At 69.7% G+C, this 16,088-nt stretch carries 17 protein-coding genes; 7 read left to right on the forward strand and 10 right to left on the reverse strand.

From position 1 onward, the window contains the following. Positions 1–29: 29 nt before the first annotated feature. From DEI98_RS08360 to glgA, 3 genes are all read right to left on the reverse strand, one after another. Positions 30–278, reverse strand: coding sequence for a type B 50S ribosomal protein L31 (locus DEI98_RS08360; RefSeq protein WP_017887280.1), 249 nt, complete (start codon positions 276–278; stop codon positions 30–32). A gap of 102 nt (positions 279–380) precedes the next feature. Next, on the reverse strand, positions 381–1,163 hold the full coding sequence (locus tag DEI98_RS08365; protein WP_111100491.1) for an ABC transporter ATP-binding protein: 783 nt from the start codon (positions 1,161–1,163) through the stop codon (positions 381–383). A 9-nt stretch (positions 1,164–1,172) separates the two neighbouring features. Then, positions 1,173–2,372 carry a glycogen synthase gene (gene glgA / locus DEI98_RS08370; RefSeq protein ID WP_071403766.1) on the reverse strand — a complete coding sequence of 400 codons (1,200 nt, stop codon included), beginning with the start codon at positions 2,370–2,372 and terminating at the stop codon, positions 1,173–1,175. Positions 2,373–2,419: 47 nt separating this feature from the next. On the opposite strand from glgA, the gene DEI98_RS08375 reads away from it, so the two are divergent. After that, positions 2,420–3,661: a glucose-1-phosphate adenylyltransferase gene (locus DEI98_RS08375; protein WP_111046381.1), complete on the forward strand. Its 1,242-nt coding sequence runs from the start codon at positions 2,420–2,422 to the stop codon at positions 3,659–3,661. Between the two features lie 173 nt (positions 3,662–3,834). Beyond that, entirely contained in the window at positions 3,835–4,473 is a 639-nt protein-coding gene (serB, locus tag DEI98_RS08380) for a phosphoserine phosphatase SerB (RefSeq protein WP_111039106.1), read from the forward strand. Positions 4,474–4,485: 12 nt separating this feature from the next. Here the strand turns inward: serB and fabG are convergent, their stop codons facing one another. Further along, positions 4,486–5,199 carry a 3-oxoacyl-ACP reductase FabG gene (gene fabG / locus DEI98_RS08385; protein WP_027465673.1) on the reverse strand — a complete coding sequence of 238 codons (714 nt, stop codon included), beginning with the start codon at positions 5,197–5,199 and terminating at the stop codon, positions 4,486–4,488. 165 nt (positions 5,200–5,364) lie between these two features. On the opposite strand from fabG, the gene DEI98_RS08390 reads away from it, so the two are divergent. From DEI98_RS08390 to DEI98_RS08400, 3 genes are read left to right on the forward strand one after another with little or no spacing between them, the layout of a single operon-like run. Beyond that, positions 5,365–5,787 (forward strand): DUF3099 domain-containing protein, encoded by a 423-nt coding sequence (locus tag DEI98_RS08390; RefSeq protein ID WP_051596733.1) that lies wholly within the window; start codon positions 5,365–5,367, stop codon positions 5,785–5,787. Beyond that, on the forward strand, positions 5,787–6,095 hold the full coding sequence (locus DEI98_RS08395) for a hypothetical protein (RefSeq protein WP_371830589.1): 309 nt from the start codon (positions 5,787–5,789) through the stop codon (positions 6,093–6,095). The genes DEI98_RS08390 and DEI98_RS08395 overlap by 1 nt, the downstream gene beginning before the upstream one ends. Beyond that, entirely contained in the window at positions 6,092–7,075 is a 984-nt protein-coding gene (locus DEI98_RS08400; RefSeq protein ID WP_111100492.1) for an SURF1 family protein, read from the forward strand. Before DEI98_RS08395 ends, DEI98_RS08400 begins: the two co-directional genes overlap by 4 nt. Before the next feature lie 639 nt (positions 7,076–7,714). On the opposite strand, the gene DEI98_RS08405 is transcribed toward DEI98_RS08400, so the two are convergent. Next, entirely contained in the window at positions 7,715–9,313 is a 1,599-nt protein-coding gene (locus DEI98_RS08405) for an ABC-F family ATP-binding cassette domain-containing protein (protein WP_071403762.1), read from the reverse strand. Positions 9,314–9,428: 115 nt separating this feature from the next. Here DEI98_RS08405 and DEI98_RS08410 point away from each other — a divergent pair, with 115 nt between their 5' ends. Further along, positions 9,429–10,028 carry a biotin transporter BioY gene (locus DEI98_RS08410; protein ID WP_071403761.1) on the forward strand — a complete coding sequence of 200 codons (600 nt, stop codon included), beginning with the start codon at positions 9,429–9,431 and terminating at the stop codon, positions 10,026–10,028. 304 nt (positions 10,029–10,332) lie between these two features. Here the strand turns inward: DEI98_RS08410 and DEI98_RS08415 are convergent, their stop codons facing one another. Genes DEI98_RS08415 through sufB form a run of 5 tightly spaced genes read right to left on the reverse strand, consistent with a single transcriptional unit; the run spans position 10,333 to position 14,563 of the window. Further along, on the reverse strand, positions 10,333–10,662 hold the full coding sequence (locus DEI98_RS08415) for a metal-sulfur cluster assembly factor (protein ID WP_017887270.1): 330 nt from the start codon (positions 10,660–10,662) through the stop codon (positions 10,333–10,335). Then, positions 10,662–11,435 (reverse strand): Fe-S cluster assembly ATPase SufC, encoded by a 774-nt coding sequence (gene sufC, locus DEI98_RS08420; protein ID WP_071403760.1) that lies wholly within the window; start codon positions 11,433–11,435, stop codon positions 10,662–10,664. Before sufC ends, DEI98_RS08415 begins: the two co-directional genes overlap by 1 nt. A gap of 57 nt (positions 11,436–11,492) precedes the next feature. Continuing rightward, entirely contained in the window at positions 11,493–11,819 is a 327-nt protein-coding gene (locus tag DEI98_RS08425) for a non-heme iron oxygenase ferredoxin subunit (protein WP_371830590.1), read from the reverse strand. Beyond that, positions 11,819–13,144 carry a Fe-S cluster assembly protein SufD gene (gene sufD / locus DEI98_RS08430; RefSeq protein ID WP_111100493.1) on the reverse strand — a complete coding sequence of 442 codons (1,326 nt, stop codon included), beginning with the start codon at positions 13,142–13,144 and terminating at the stop codon, positions 11,819–11,821. Before sufD ends, DEI98_RS08425 begins: the two co-directional genes overlap by 1 nt. Continuing rightward, positions 13,145–14,563 carry a Fe-S cluster assembly protein SufB gene (gene sufB, locus DEI98_RS08435; RefSeq protein WP_071403757.1) on the reverse strand — a complete coding sequence of 473 codons (1,419 nt, stop codon included), beginning with the start codon at positions 14,561–14,563 and terminating at the stop codon, positions 13,145–13,147. 251 nt (positions 14,564–14,814) lie between these two features. On the opposite strand from sufB, the gene DEI98_RS08440 reads away from it, so the two are divergent. Beyond that, positions 14,815–15,789, forward strand: coding sequence for a heme A synthase (locus DEI98_RS08440; protein ID WP_071403756.1), 975 nt, complete (start codon positions 14,815–14,817; stop codon positions 15,787–15,789). Positions 15,790–16,088: the final 299 nt, after the last annotated feature.

Raw genomic sequence — 16,088 nt, forward strand, 5'->3', positions numbered from 1 at the left:
ACCGCCCGTGGGCGTTGCGTGGGGGCTGCTTACTTGCTGAATCCCTTGAAGCGCTGGTTGAACTTCTCGACGCGACCGGCCGAGTCGAGGATGCGCTGCTTGCCCGTGTAGAACGGGTGCGAAGCGGACGAGATCTCGACGTCGATGACCGGGTAGGTCGCACCGTCGAGCTCGATGGTCTTGTCGCTGTTCGCGGTCGAACGCGTCAGGAACGTCTCACCGGAGGCCAGGTCGCGGAAGACGATGGCGCGGTACTCGGGGTGGGTGTCGGTCTTCATGGAGATTCCTCGATAGCGGTGATGGGATTGCGCGAACTGCGCGGGAAGTCGTCGGCTTGCGCCAGCCGTCCACGATACCAGAGAGACGGCGGGATCGCAGCGCTACGCGGCGCGTGCCGTGTAGCGACCGGCGTCCTTGGTGACGGAGAGGTCGATGCCGAACGCCTCGGTCAGGGTGTGGTCCGTCAGGACCTCGTCGATGGGGCCTGCGGCCTGCACGTGGCCGTCGGCGAGGACGAGCGCGTGGGTGAACCCGGCCGGGATCTCCTCGACGTGGTGGGTCACGATGACGATGGCCGGCGAGTCCGCGCTCTGGGCGTAGCCGCCGAGAGTGCGGACGAGGCTCTCACGGGCACCGAGGTCGAGCGACGCGGCCGGTTCGTCGAGGAACAGGATCTCCGGGTCGGTCATCACGGCACGGGCGATCTGCACGCGCTTCTGCTCGCCGTCGCTCAGGTCGCCGAACGTGCGGTCGGTGAAGGACCCCAGGCCCCACTCCTCGAGCACGCGCTGCGCACGGCGGACGTCGAGCTCCTCGTACTCCTCGTTCCAGCGGCCCGTGACCGAGTACGCCGCGGTGAGCACGACGTCGATGACCTTCTCGGTCACCGGGATGCGACGGGCCAGCGCGGTCGACGCGAAGCCGATGCGCGGGCGGAGCTCGAACAGGTCGGCACCGCCGAGTTCGGTCCCGAGCACCTCGACGTCACCCGAGGTCGGGAACGTCTGGGCGCCGGCGACCTGCAGCAGCGTGGTCTTGCCGGCGCCGTTCGCGCCGAGCACGACCCAGCGTTCGTCGTCCTGCACCTCCCACGAGATCGCGTCGAGGATGGTGGCCCCGTTGCGGACCACGGAGACGTCTGACAAGCGCACGACCGAGGGCATGCGACCAGCCTACGGGTTCTGGCCGAGCACCCGGTCGTAGACCTGCCGTGTCCTGGTGGCGATCGCGTCCCAGGTGAACTCGGTCTCGACACGGAGCCGTCCGGCGCGTCCCATGAGCTTCGCCAGCCCCTCGTCGGCGAGCACCTCGGTCAGGGTCGCGGCGAGGTCGGCCACGAAGCGGTCGGGGTCGGTCGGGGTGCCGGTGCCGTCCTGCACCTGGTCGATCGGGACGATGCGACCGGTGAGCCCGTCGGCGACGACCTCGGGGATGCCCCCGGTGCCGGTGCCGACGACCGGGATGCCGCACGCCATGGCCTCGAGGTTCACGATGCCGAGCGGCTCGTAGACCGACGGGCACACGAACACGGTGCCCGAGGACAGCACGTTCACGATCTCCTCGTGCGCGAGCATCCGGTCGATCCAGACGACGCCTTCACGTTCCGCGCGGAGGCCCTCGACGAGCTCGGTGACCTCGGCCAGGATCTCGGGGGTGTCCGGCGCGCCGGCGCACAGCACGATCTGCACGTCCGACGGCAGCGACGCCACGGCGCGGAGCAGGTACGGCAGGCCCTTCTGGCGGGTGATGCGTCCGACGAACACGACGCTCGGGCGCGTCGGGTCGATGCCGAGGGCGCGCACGGCGTCCTCGTCGACGGTCGGCTTCCACGCGTCGATGTCGATGCCGTTGTAGACGACGTGGACCTTCGCGGGGTCGATCGACGGGTACGAACGCAGGATGTCCGCACGCATGGCCTTCGAGACCGCGATGACGCCGTCGGCGTGTTCGAACGCCTCGCGCTCCATCCAGCTGGACAGGCGGTAGCCGCCGCCGAGCTGCTCGGCCTTCCACGGGCGGAGGGGCTCGAGGCTGTGGGCGGTCACGATGTGGGGGATGCCGTAGGTCAGCTGCGCGATCCGGCCCGCGGAGTTCGCGTACCAGGTGTGCGAGTGCACGAGGTCGGCACCCTCGACGTCGGCCGCGATGGCCACGTCGGTGCCGAGGGCCTGCAGCGCGCCGTTCGCCTGGCCGAGGCCGTCCGGGGTCCGGTAGCCCCACACGTCGGGTTCGTCACGGAAGGCCCCGAAGGCCCGGACACGGACTTCCGTGTCCGTCCCCGACCGCAACGCGGCGGTGAGTTCGGACACGTGGACACCCGCTCCGCCGTAGACCTCCGGCGGATACTCCCTGGTCAGCAGATCGACTCGCACTGGTTCAACGTAACCGGTTCCCAGTGCTGACGCCTACTGTGAGCGGCATGGCACCAAAGAAGGTCTTCGGCATCGTGCTCGCCGGCGGCGAGGGCAAACGACTCATGCCGCTCACGGCCGATCGCGCGAAGCCCGCCGTCCCGTTCGGCGGCAACTTCCGTCTCATCGACTTCGCACTGTCGAACCTGGTCAACTCCGGTCTGCAGAAGATCGTCGTCCTGACCCAGTACAAGTCGCACAGTCTCGACCGGCACGTCGCGGAGACGTGGCGCATGGAGGGGCTGCTCGGCTCCTACGTCGCGTCCGTCCCCGCGCAGCAGCGGCTCGGCAAGCGCTGGTTCGCCGGCTCGGCCGACGCGATCCTGCAGTCGCTCAACCTGCTGCGCGACGAACGCCCCGACATCGTGGTCGTCGTCGGTGCGGACCACGTGTACCGGATGGACTTCCACCAGATGGTCGAGGCGCACATCGCCTCCGGCCGCAGTGCCACGGTGGCGGCGATCCGTCAGCCGATCGGGCTCGCCGACCAGTTCGGCGTGATCCAGGTGGCCGACGACGACCCCACGAAGATCGAGGCGTTCCTCGAGAAGCCGAAGGACGCCGTCGGCCTGGCCGACTCCCCCGGCGAGATCCTGGCCTCGATGGGCAACTACGTGTTCAACGCGGACGCCCTCGTCGACGCGGTCCTGCGGGACGGCCAGCTCGAGACGTCCGCGCACGACATGGGCGGCGACATCGTCCCCGACTTCGTCAACCGCGGCGACGCCGGCGTGTACGACCTGCAGCGCAACGAGGTCCCCGGTTCCACCGACCGCGACAAGTACTACTGGCGCGACGTGGGCACGATCGACTCGTTCTTCGACGCCCACATGGACCTCATCGCCCCGGTCCCGGTCTTCAACCTGTACAACCAGGACTGGCCGATCTTCAACCAGCAGACGAACCTGCCGCCGGCGAAGTTCGTCCGCGACGCGAACGGAAACACCGGGTCCACGGTGGACTCGCTCGTGTCGCTCGGCTGCCTGGTGTCGGGTGCGCAGGTCGAGCGCAGCATGATCGGGCCCTGGTGCTCGATCGACTCCGGCGCAAAGGTCCTCGACTCGATCGTGTTCGAGCGCGCCACCATCGGCGCCGGCGCGGTCGTCAACCGCGCCATCCTCGACAAGGACGTCGTCATCGCACCGGGCGCGCAGGTCGGCGTCGACCGCGAGGCCGACGAGGCACGCGGCTTCACCGTCACCGAGTCGGGGATCACCGTGGTCGGCAAGGGCGTCCGCGTCGACGCCTGATCCGTCACCGAGTCCGGGCTCCGCCCATGGGTCGGCAAGGGCGTCCGCGTCGACGCATAGGCACGCCGCGTAAGGAAGCAGACACCCGGGGCGCAGCCCCGGACGGACGGCCTGGAGGCACGGCTCGCGTCACGGACGCGGCCGTGCCTTTCGTCAGTCGGTACCGTTGGTGCGTGCCCCGCTTCCTCGTCGTCCTCGATGCCGATTCCACGCTCCTCGAGGACGAGGTGATCGAACTGCTCGCCGACAGCGCCGGGACCCGGCCACAGGTGGCGGCGATCACGGAGCGCGCCATGCGCGGGGAACTCGACTTCGCCGAGAGCCTCCGGGAGCGTGTCGCGACGCTTGCGGGCCTCCAGGCAGACGTCTTCGTCCGCGCACAGCAGGCGGTCCGTGTGACGCGGGGCGCCGACCAGCTCGTCCGTGGGGTGCACGCCGCAGGCGGCACCGTCGGCGTGGTGTCGGGCGGGTTCCACGAGGTGCTCGACCCGTTCGCCGAGCAGCTCGGCCTCGACCACTGCCGGGCGAACCGCCTCGAGGTCACCGACGGCGTGCTCACCGGCCGCGTGCTCGGCGACGTGGTCGACGCGCACGCCAAGGCCGTCGCGCTCCGCGAGTGGGCGGACGCCGACGGGGTCGACCCGGCACGGACGATCGCGATCGGTGACGGCGCGAACGACCTCGAGATGATGCGCGTCGCCGCGCTGTCGGTGGCGTTCGACGCGAAGCCGCGCGTGCGGGAGCAGGCGGACGTCGCGGTCGTCGACCGTGACCTGTCCGCCGTGCTCGCGACGCTCGGCCTGCGCGGCTGATCAGTCCGAGGGCTAGTGGCCCATCCCGAGGCCGCCGTCGACCGGGATGATCGCACCGGAGACGTACCCGGCGCCGTCGCTCGCCAGGAACAGCGTGGCGTCGGCGACGTCGTCGACCGTGCCGTAGCGGGCGGCCGGGATCGCCTTCTTGAACTCGGCCTGCAGCTCGTCGGAGAGCGCGGCGGTCATGTCCGTCTGGATGAAGCCGGGCGCGACGACGTTGGCGGTGATGCCGCGCGAGCCGAGCTCGCGCGTGATCGACCGGGCCATGCCGACCAGGGCGGCCTTCGAGGACGCGTAGTTGACCTGGCCGATCTGGCCGTAGGCGCCCACGACGCTCGACATCAGCACGATGCGGCCGAACTTGGCCTTCATCATGCCCTTCGTGGCGCGCTTGACGACGCGGAAGGTGCCCGTGAGGTTCGTGTCGACCACGCTGGTGAAGTCGTCCTCGGACATGCGGAGGAGCAGCTGGTCGTTCGTGATGCCGGCGTTCGCGACGAGGACCTCGATCGGACCGAGCTCGGCCTCGACCTGCGTGAACGCGGCGTCGACGGAAGCCGTGTCGGTGATGTCGGCCTGCACCGTCAGCGCGCCCTCGGGACCACCCTGACCGCTGCGCGACGTCACGGCGACCCGGTGGCCGGCGGCGACGAACCGCTCGGCCAGTGCGTGGCCGATGCCGCGGTTGCCGCCGGTGATGAGGACGGTACGGGGGGTGCTCATGGTCGCTCCGTTCGGTGGGATCTGCTCGGCACGCGGTGCCGGGGACCCGGCGGACACGCCCGGACGAGCGTACCGGAGCGGACCACCCCGCCGGTTCGCGCGCGGCGCACCCACGATCGGTCCGGCGGGATTAGGCTTGACCACGGGTAGACGGAGACCATCTGTATGAAGAGCACGCACACGAGCATCACGTCGCTGCCGGACACACCGGAGCAGGACCGGGCGCACCGCCTGTCCCGCTACGTCTGGCAGATGGCCATCCGAGTGGTCCTCTTCATCTCCGCCGTGCTCGTGTACTCGATCTGGCACTCGTGGCTCGCGGTCATCCCGATCGTCCTGGCCGCGGTGATCCCCTGGGTGGCCGTCGTCATCGCGAACGCCGGCAGCCGGACCGAGAGCGACATGATCTCCCCCGCCGGATCCATCGAGCTCTACGACGCCGTCGACCCGCGTCTCCGCGAACAGCAGGAGGACGCCCGGGCCCAGGCCTACCGCGACGAGCAGGACCGCCTCCGCCAGCAGGCGCAGCACGCGCAGGACGAGTGGCAGCGCAACGGCGACCGATCGAAGATGTGGGGACCCCGCTGATGGGTGCGACGTTCGACCTGCAGACCGAACCCGGATCCACCCCGGTGTGCTCGCGTGCCGGCTGCGTTTCGACGGCCGGGTGGCGTGTGAACTGGCGCAATCCCCGGATCCACGCGATCGACCGCGTGAAGATCTGGGCCGCGTGCGAGGAACACCGCGACTTCCTGGCCGACTACCTGCGGTCCCGCTCCTTCCCGGTGCGCGTCACCGGCATGCACGAGGACGTCGACCACCTCGACGACGAGCGCGAGTCGACCGCGGCGCCGAAGAACGACGTCGGGGTGCGCTCCACCGGCACCTCGCGATGACCGACGGCTTCGACCCGCAGTCCCGGTACGGCCGCAAGCACGCCGCCAAGCTGCAGCGCGCCGCCGCGGAGTCCCGCTCGACCGACGACACCAGGTCGGCCTCGTCCGGTCGGGACCCCGACGAACCGTTCGTGGGCTGGCGCTTCGTCCGGAGCCGCCGCTGGCTCGGCTACTTCGCGATCGCGGTCGCCTTCGCCATCGTGTGCGCACTGTTCGGCATGTGGCAGTGGGACCGCCGCAACGAGGCCGTCCGGCAGAACGAGCAGGTCGCGCAGAACTACGACCACACCCCCGTCCCCCTCGACCGGGCGCTGCCGAAGGCCTCGAGCTGGCAGGACGAGCAGGAGTGGCTCCGGGTCGCCGTGACCGGCCGCTACGACGTCGACTCGCAGCTGCTCGTGCGCAACCGCGTGCACAACGGGCAGCCCGGGTTCGAGGTCCTGACGCCCCTGGTCACGTCCGAAGGCCGCGCCTTCATCGTCGACCGCGGGTGGGTGCCGACCGGCAACGCCCAGGACGCCCCCGACCACGTGCCCGCTCCCCCGTCCGGCGAGGTCACCGCGATCGTCCGCCTGCAGCAGAGCGAACCGCGCATCCCCGGCCGATCCGACCCGAAGGACACCGACCAGGTGCAGTCGGTGACCCTGGCTGACGTGGCGAACAAGGTCGACGACCCGATCTGGACCGGTGCGTACGGGCAACTCGCCTCGGAGTCCCCCGCCCCGACCGAAGCCCGCCCGCTCGGCTGGGAGCGTCCGAACGCCGACACCGGGCTGCACCTCAGCTACTTCATCCAGTGGTTCCTGTTCGCCGCCGGCGGCTTCGGGTTCCTGGCGTACGTGATGGTGCAGGAGTACCGGAACCTCAACCAGGACGACCCCGAGGAGCGCGAGCGCGCCCTCGAGCGCGAACGCCGCAAGAACGCGAAGCCGAAGACGGACGCCGAGATCGAGGACGAGCTCATCGCGTCACGTCGCTGACGCGCGGCTGAGGCGCGGCTGAGGCGCGGCCGTGGGTGCGCGTCAGCGCACCGTGCGCACCTCGCAACCCCGTGCGCGCTTCCGCGCACCGTGCAGCGCCACAAGCGGACACCCAGCACGCAACGCCGCACCGGATGGCGAAACGGGCACCGTGCGGACGGGAGGGGCGACGCACGACCGGCACCGCGCCTCCAGACCGCACCGTGCGCACCCCGCAACCCCATGCGCGATTCCACGCACCGTGCAGCGCCACAAACGGCCACCCAGCACGCAACCCCGCACCGGATGGCGAACGCGGCACCGTGCGGACGGGAGGCGCGACGCACGACCGGCACCGCGCCTCCCGGCCGCACCGTGCGCACCCCGCAACCCCGTGCGCGCTTCCCCGCACCGTGCAGCGCCACAAACGGGCACCCAGCACGCAACGCCGCACCGGATGGCGAACGCGGCACCGTGCGGACGGGAGGCGCGACGCACGACCGGCACCGCGCCTCCCGGCCGCACCGTGCGCACCTCGCAACCCCGTGCGCGCTTCCGCGCACCGTGCAGCGCCACAAACGGCCACCCAGCACGCAACGCCGCACCAGACCGCGAACACCCACCGTGCGGACGGGCCTCGCCCGACCACACGCGCGGCGGCTACGCGAGCTCGATGAGCTCCGCGTAGTCCTTGTTCCAGTGGTCCTCGGTGCCGTCCGGCAGCAGCAGGACGCGCTCGGGGTTGAGCGCCTCGACCGCGCCGGCGTCGTGGGACACCAGGACGACCGCCCCCTCGAAGCCGGCCAGGGCGTTGAGGATCTCCTCGCGCGAAGCCGGGTCCAGGTTGTTCGTCGGCTCGTCGAGCAGCAGGACGTTCGCGCCGGACACCACGATCATCGCGAGCGACAGACGCGTCTTCTCACCACCGGACAGGACGCCCGCCTTCTTGTAGCCGTCGTCGCCCGTGAACAGGAACGAACCGAGCACCCGCCGGGCCTCGGTCTCGTTGAGGTCCGTCGACGCCGACACCATGTTCTCGATCACGGTGCGGTTGATGTCGATGTTCTCGTGCTCCTGCGCGTAGTACCCGATGCGCAGACCGTGACCGGGCTGGATCTCGCCCGTGTCGGGCTGGTCGGCTCCCGCCAGGATGCGCAGCAGCGTCGTCTTGCCCGCACCGTTGAAGCCGAGGATGACCACGCGCGAACCGCGGTCGATCGCCAGGTCGACACCCGCGAAGATCTCGAGCGACCCGTAGGACTTCGACAGCCCCTCGGCCATCAGCGGAGTGCGGCCGCACGGGGCCGGGGTGGGGAAGCGGATCTTCGCGACCCGGTCGGCGACGCGCTCGTCCTCGAGGCCGGCGAGGAGCTTGTCGGCACGCGCGACCATCTGGTGGGCTGCTGCGGCCTTGGACGCCTTCGCACCGAAGCGGGCGGCCTGGTCCTTGAGCGTGGCGGCCTTCTTCTCGGCGCCCGCGCGCTCCTTGCGGCGGCGCTCCTCGTCGGCGACGCGCTGCCGCTGGTACAGCTTCCAGCCCATGTTGTAGATGTCGATGGTCTGGCGGTTGGCGTCCAGGTAGAAGACGCGGTTCACGACCTCGTCGACGAGCTCGACGTCGTGGGAGATGATGATGACGCCACCGGGGTAGGTCTTCAGGTGTTCGCGGAGCCACACGACGGAGTCGGCGTCAAGGTGGTTGGTCGGCTCGTCGAGGATCATCGTCTCGGCGTCCGAGAACAGGATCCGGGCGAGTTCGATGCGGCGGCGCTGACCACCGGAGAGCGTCTTGAGCTGCTGGTCGAGGATGCGGTCGGGCAGCTTCAGGTTCGAGGCGATCGACGCCGCCTCGGCCTCGGCCGCGTAGCCACCGAGCGCATTGAACTGGTCGTCGAGGCGGCTGTAGCGCCGCATCGCCTTCTCGGCCACGGCCGCGTCGTCGCTCGCCATGTCGAGGGTCGCGAGGCGGATGCCCTCCACGAGCTCCCCGAGCCCACGGGCGTCGAGGATGCGCTTCCGCGCGGTCTCCTCCGGGTCGCCGGAGCGGGGGTCCTGCGGCAGGTAGCCGATCTCCCCGCCGCGGTCGATCGTGCCGCCGTTCGGCTGCGTCTCGCCCGCGAGGGCCTTGGTCATCGTCGTCTTCCCCGCGCCGTTGCGGCCGACGAGTCCGATCTTGTCGCCCTTCTCGACACGGAAGGACACGTCTTCCATGAGGAGACGAGCTCCGACGCGGATCTCGAGTTCGTGCACGGCAAGCACAGTGGACGTCCAATCAGTTGGTGGGTTTGCACAACGGTGTGTGCGTGAGGTGCACCGCTACGCTGACGGGACCGATGGTTCCGAACGGAACCAGCAGTCCATTCTAGGAGAATCCATGACGAACGCCACCGGGTTCGCTCCCCGCGCAGTCCTCGCCGACCGTCTGCGCACGCACGGGCTGGCCACCGACGCCGCCCTCGTCGCCGGCGGAGCCCTGTTCACCGCCGCGATGGCGCAGCTCGAGGTCCCGATGTGGCCGGTCCCGATCACCGGGCAGACGCTGGCCGTCGTGCTCGTCGGCGCGACCCTCGGCGCACGCCGCGGCATGCTCTCGCTGCTCGTCTACGCAGTCGCCGGACTCGCGGGTGCCCCGTTCTTCGCCGACATGCAGGGCGGCCTGCAGGCCCTGGCCCTGCCGAGCTTCGGGTACGTCATCGGCTTCATCCCCGCCGCCGGGCTCGTCGGCTGGCTCGCCCGTCGCAACTGGGACCGCAACGTCGGCCGCGCCGCGGTCGCGATGCTGCTCGCGAGCGCGATCCCGTTCGTGACCGGCCTTCCGTACCTGGCTGTGGCGCTCGGCCAGCTCGGCGCCCCGAACGACGTCCAGTCGGTGCTCGCCGCCGGCCTGTACCCGTTCATCGTCGGTGGCATCGCCAAGGCCCTCATCGCCGCCGGCATCCTGCCGCTCGCGTGGAAGGCCGTCGGCCGCCGCTGAGGCCCCGCACGAGGACGGCCCCGCACCGATCGGTGCGGGGCCGTTCTGTATCCGGTGCGTGGATGAAGAGTCCGTGCGGAGCCGGGCTGGGGCGTCGGTCGGTCACGACTCCCCGCCGCCCGGACGCCGAGTGGTCGCGTTCTGTCGTCTGGCGCGCGGTCAGCCGACGGAACGTGACCACGCGGCGAACGTGAGCGGGCGGTCACAACCGATCGGCGGCGCGCCCCGCGCGTGGCGTGCGCACAGACGGACGGGAGGCGCGGTGCCAGCTGGCACCGCGCCTCCCGTCCGTGGTGGGTCGCGACTAGATCGCGAACCCGAGGGCGCGCATCATCTCGCGTCCGTCGTCGGTGATCCGTTCCGGACCCCACGGCGGCATCCAGACCCAGTTGATCCGGAAGGCGTCCACGATGCCGTCGAGGGCGTTCGCGGTGTCACCCTCGATGACGTCGGTCAGGGGGCAGCCGGCGCTGGTGAGCGTCATGCTGATGACGAGCGCGTTGGCGTCGTCGTCCCAGGCGAGGTCGTAGATCAGGCCGAGGTCGACGATGTTCACGCCGAGCTCCGGGTCCTGGACCTCCTTCAGGCCCTCGACGACCTCGTCGAACTTGTCGGGAGCGAGTGCGGCGATCATCAGGCCTGCGCCTCGGCGGCGGCGACCTGAACGTAGCGGTCGTAGCCCTCGTTCTCGAGGCGGTCGGCGAGCTCGGGGCCGCCCTGCTCCGCGATCTTGCCGGCGACGAACACGTGCACGAAGTCCGGCTTGATGTAGCGGAGGATGCGCGTGTAGTGCGTGATGAGCAGTACACCGAGGCCGGTTGCGGCCTTGGCGCGGTTGACGCCCTCGGAGACGATCTTCAGCGCGTCGACGTCGAGACCGGAGTCGGTCTCGTCGAGGACGGCGAACTTCGGCTTGAGGAGCTCGAGCTGCATGATCTCGTGGCGCTTCTTCTCGCCACCGGAGAAGCCCTCGTTGACGTTGCGCTCGGCGAACGACGAGTCCATCTTCAGGTCGGCCATCGACTGGCGGAGTTCCTTGATCCAGCCACGGAGCGCCGGAGCCTCGCCGTCGATCGCCGTCTTGGCGGTGCGGAGGAAGTTCGACACCGTGACGCCGGGGATCTCGACCGGGTACTGCATCGCCAGGAACATGCCGGCACGGGCACGCTCGTCGACGCTCATCGCGAGGACGTCCTCGCCGTCGAGGGTGATCGTGCCACCGACGACGTTGTACCGCGGGTGACCGGCGATCGTGTACGCCAGGGTGGACTTGCCGGAGCCGTTCGGCCCCATGATCGCGTGGATCTCGCCCTCGTTGATGGTGAGGTCGACACCCTTCAGGATCTCCTTGGTGCCCTGATCGGTGTCGATCGAGACCTTGAGGTCACGGATTTCCAGAGTGGACATTGCGTTCCTTCGGTTGCAGCTGTGTGCGGCGTCAGCCGCGGGAAGTGTTGGGGGTGCTCAGTCGACCGGGACGACGTCCTGCACGTCGACGTAGACGTCGCCGTCGCGGACCTCGACCCGGAAGACCGGGACTGGCTCGTAGGCCGGGAAGTTCTGCGGCTTGCCGGTGGTCAGCGAGAAGCGGGACCCGTGGGCCCAGCACTCCAGCGAGTCACCCTCGACGAAGCCTTCGGCCAGCGAGATGTCGCCGTGCGTGCAGGTGTCACCGATGGCGTGGACCGTGCCGGACGAGTCCTTCACGATCGCGACCGCCGTGCCGTCGACGACCACCCGCATCGGGCTGTCCACCGCGATGTCGGCTTCGGCGCAGACCTTCTCGGCCATCAGGCGGTGGCCTGCGGAGCGGCGGTCTGCGGGGCGGAAGCCTGCGCGGTGGCGGCCTGTGCGTCGCCCGCCTCGACCGGTGCGGCGATGACCGAACGGCCCTCGGCCAGCTCCTGCTCGACCGCGGCGATGAGGCGTTCCTCGAGCTCGGGCGCACCGATCTTCTGGATGACCTCGACCAGGAAGCCGAGCACGACGAGGCGCCGCGCTTCTTCTTCCGGGACGCCGCGGGACTGCAGGTAGAACAGCTGCTCGTCGTCGAAGCGACCGGTCGCACTCGCGTGGCCGGCGCCCTCGATGTTGCCCGTCTCGATCTCGAGGTTCGGGATGCTGTCGGCGCGGGTGCCGTCCGTCAGCACGAGGTTGCGGTTCTGCTCGTACGAGTCGGTGCCGTCACCGGCGCGGCCGATCAGCACGTCGCCGATCCAGACGGTGTGCGCGCCCTGACCCTGCAGCGCGCCCTTGTAGTTGACCCGACCGCGCGTGTTCGGCGCGTCGTGGTTCACGTAGACCTGCTGCTCGATGTACTGGCCGGCGTCGGCGAAGTACACGCCGTACATCTCCGTGTCGGCACCCTGCGCACCGAGGTGCGTCGAGGGGTTGACGCGGATGACGTCGCCGCCGAGCGAGACCACGACGTGCTTGAGGAAGGCGTCGCGGCCGACCTCGGCGAAGTGGGTCGAGACGTGCACCGCGTCGTCGTCCCAGTCCTGCAGGCTGACGACGGTCAGTCGTGCGTTCTGCTGCGCGACGATCTCGACGTTCTCGCTCAGCAGGGCGCTGCCGCGGTTGTCGAGCACGACGATGCCCTGGGAGTTCGGCTCGGCCGTGATCACCGTGTGCGCAGCGCGGGGCTGCGACCCGAAGTCGGAACGGGTCACGGTGATGAACTCGTGCGCCTCGGTGGCCTTGATCGTGATCGCCAGGACCGCGTCACGGGCGGTCCAGGCTGCGGCCGAGGCGCGGTCCTCGGGCAGGCCGGCGGAGCCGACGCGGGGGTCGTCGCTGCGACCCCACTCGACGTCGGCGCCCTCGGACTGGCGGGCGAGGTACGGGTAGGCGGATCCGTCGAGCGCGCCGTCCAGCAGCGGCTGGAGCTTGGCGAGCGGCGCGAACTTCCAGTTGACCTCTCGGCCGGTGACCTTCGGGAACGCCTCGACGTCGCCGGACTGGAACCGCTCGGAGCGGGTCTGGACCGGCACCTTCTTGTCGGGGGCGTCCCAGCCGCCGTCGGAGTGGGCTCCGGCGCCGTGCTGGGTGCCGCCCTGCGCTGCGGCAGCGGGCTCGATCGGCTGGTCGATGTGGGGAGGGGTGGTGCTGGACATCTAGCCGACGGATCCTTCCATGCTCATCTCGATGAGCTTGTTGAGTTCGAGTGCGTACTCCATCGGGAGCTCGCGGGCGATCGGCTCGATGAAGCCACGGACGATCATCGCCATCGCCTCGTCCTCGGCCATGCCGCGGGACATGAGGTAGAAGAGCTGCTCCTCGCTGACACGCGAGACCGTGGCCTCGTGTCCCAGCTGCACGTCGTCGACACGGATGTCGATCGCGGGGTAGGTGTCGCTCCGGCTGATCGTGTCGACCAGCAGGGCGTCGCAGCGCACGGTGTTGGCGGCGTGGTGCGCGGCCGGGTCGACCCGGACCTCACCGCGGTAGCCCGCACGACCGCCACCACGGGCGATCGACTTCGAGACGATCGACGACGTCGTGTACGGCGCCATGTGGATCATCTTCGCGCCGGCGTCCTGGTGCTGACCGGGGCCCGCGAAGGCGACGGAGAGCGTCTCGCCCTTGGCGTGCTCGCCAGCGAGGTAGATCGACGGGTACTTCATCGTGACCTTGGACCCGATGTTGCCGTCGATCCACTCCATCGTCGCGCCCTCGTGTGCGATCGCACGCTTGGTGACGAGGTTGTAGACGTTGTTCGACCAGTTCTGGATCGTCGTGTACCGAACGCGGGCGTTCTTCTTCACGATGATCTCGACGACGGCCGAGTGCAGCGAGTCGGACTTGTAGATCGGGGCGGTGCAGCCCTCGATGTAGTGGACGTACGAGTCCTCGTCCGCGATGATCAGCGTCCGCTCGAACTGGCCCATGTTCTCGGTGTTGATCCGGAAGTAGGCCTGCAGCGGGATCTCGACGTGGACGCCCTTCGGGACGTAGACGAACGAGCCACCGGACCAGACGGCCGTGTTCAGCGCGGCGAACTTGTTGTCGCCGGCCGGGATCACGGTGCCGAAGTACTCCTCGAACAGCTCCGGGTGCTCACGGAGCGCCGTGTCGGTGTCCATGAAGATGACGCCCTGCTGCTCCAGGTCCTCGCGGATCTGGTGGTAGACGACCTCGGACTCGTACTGCGCGGCGACGCCGGCGACGAGGCGCTGCCGCTCGGCCTCGGGGATGCCGAGCTTCTCGTAGGTCGCACGGATGTCCTCGGGGAGGTCCTCCCACGACTGCGCCTGCTTCTCCGTGGAGCGCACGAAGTACTTGATGTTGTCGAAGTCGATGCCCGTCAGGTCGGCACCCCACGTCGGCATCGGCTTGCGGCCGAAGAGCGACAGCCCCTTGAGGCGGTTCTTCAGCATCCACTCGGGCTCGTCCTTGAGGTTCGAGATGTCGGTGACGACCTCTTCCGAGATCCCACGACGGGCGGAGGACCCTGCCGAGTCGGAGTCGGACCAGCCGAACTCGTATTGGCCGAGCCCTTCGAGCTCGGGACGGTCGATGAGCACGTCGGACATGGTCTCCTCGTTTCCTTCTCGCGGGACAGCGTTACAGGTGTGAACCCGTGGCGTCTGGACGCCATTCCACCGCGGACCGCTGACATGCGGACCCGGTGCTGCTCCCTCGCAACGACAATGGTTCCACGCAGTCCGTGGGTTGATCGGCGATCTCGGCCCATTCGGAGCCGGCGCCTGCCTAGACTTGACTGCTGCTGAACCCTCGAATCCTACAGGTTCACTGCACGGAACAACAGGAAGGCACCACCCTCGTGACACGCGTCGGATCCCCCGTCGAGCAGGATCTCCGGACCGGACGGTGGTGGTCGCTCCCCCGCGTGGTCGACCGTCGTGTGGTCGCACTGGCCTGGGCGTCCTTCGTGGTCGAGGTCGTGCTGATCGGTACCGGAGGCCTCGTGCGCCTCACCGCGTCGGGCCTCGGATGCCCCACCTGGCCCAAGTGCACGGCGGATTCGCTGGTCTCCACGCCGGAGATGGGCATCCACGGCATCATCGAGTTCGGCAACCGTCTGCTCACCTTCGTGCTCGTGATCGTGGCCGTCGCGATGTTCCTCGCGGTCGTCCGGATGCTCCGCACGCGCCCCGAACTCTTCTGGCTCGCGTTCGCTCAGGGCGTCGCGATCCCGGTCCAGGCCGTCATCGGAGGCATGAGCGTCTGGACGAACCTGAACCCCTTCGTGGTCGGGCTGCACTTCGTCGTCTCCGCCGCCCTCACCTCGGTGACCGCTGCGCTGGTCTACCGCACGACGCACGGCCCGCGGACCGCCCAGCGGCTCGTCCCGCGCTGGTACACGGGTGTCGTCCGCGGCACCGTCGCCGCGGTCGTCGTGACCGTGCTCGTCGGCATCCTGACCACCGGCAGCGGCCCGCACGCCGGGGCCGACGCCGCGGTTGACGGTGGACGTCTGCACCGCACCGGGTTCGACCCCGCGGTGATGGAGCACGTGCACGCCTGGCCCGCGTACGCCCTCTTCGCGCTGACCCTGGTGCTCGTGATCGGAGCCGTCCGTCTGGGTCGCCCGAGCAAGTGGCCGCTGCTGCTGCTCGTCGTCGAGTTCCTGCAGATCGCGGTCGGACTCACGCAGGCACGCACGGGTCTGCCCGTCGGGCTCGTCGGCACGCACATGGTGCTCGCCGGGTTGCTCGTCGGTGCGGTGACCGCCGTGGTGCTGTCGACGCGGGCCTCGGCCGGCCGAGACGCCGTCCGGGAACCCATCGACGCCTGACGTCCGGGCGCGTCGTGCGCTCGACACCCGTTCTCCGACACCCCACGAGTCGTTCGACTCGTGGGGTGTCGCGTTTGTGGCGGACGTGGACGGGCGAGCGCCACGTTGCTGACGCGGAACGACACCGCCGATGTCGCACGACATCGACTTCGTCGCTCGATATCCGCACCACGCGCGGTTCGCAGCGACTCGCGTCCGCCCCGCGGCCGACGGCCGTCACGCCGGACGGGAGGCCCGTGGCGGGCCCGCACCGCGCCTCCAGGCCGCCTCGTGGCCGACGCAGGACGCCGGTGTCCTGC

The sequence above is a fragment of the Curtobacterium sp. MCLR17_034 genome (assembly GCF_003234485.1).
Classification (GTDB): domain Bacteria; phylum Actinomycetota; class Actinomycetes; order Actinomycetales; family Microbacteriaceae; genus Curtobacterium; species Curtobacterium flaccumfaciens.